Raw genomic sequence first — 271 nt, 5'->3', positions numbered from 1 at the left:
CTGGATACGCCAGTTCCTGAGCGCGCTGAAGTCAAGCTCAATTCTATTTTTTAAAGTGCGCATTACGGAGTTTATGAAATGATTGAATTTTCAAATTTTACACGTTTATTAACTTGTCCTTGCGGTGGATTCCTCATTGGTGATGGTTATACAGTAGTTCTTCATTGTCCATACACCGAACAGCCACTAGACGTTGCTCCAGATTCTAATCCTATTTTTTGTGATTTTGAGGATTTTCCAAATAACGCTTAAGTGCGCATTATGGACAATA

1 protein-coding gene is annotated in these 271 nt (G+C 38.4%); it reads left to right on the top strand.

All coding sequences use genetic code 11. From position 1 onward, the window contains the following. The first annotated feature begins 78 nt into the window (after positions 1-78). Positions 79-252: a hypothetical protein gene (locus PL85_RS18705; protein ID WP_160117743.1), complete on the top strand. Its 174-nt coding sequence runs from the start codon at positions 79-81 to the stop codon at positions 250-252. Positions 253-271 lie beyond the last annotated feature (19 nt).

It is taken from the genome of Vibrio anguillarum (assembly GCF_001989995.2).
Classification (GTDB): domain Bacteria; phylum Pseudomonadota; class Gammaproteobacteria; order Enterobacterales; family Vibrionaceae; genus Vibrio; species Vibrio anguillarum.
This window is presented reverse-complemented; position numbering and strand designations above follow the sequence as displayed.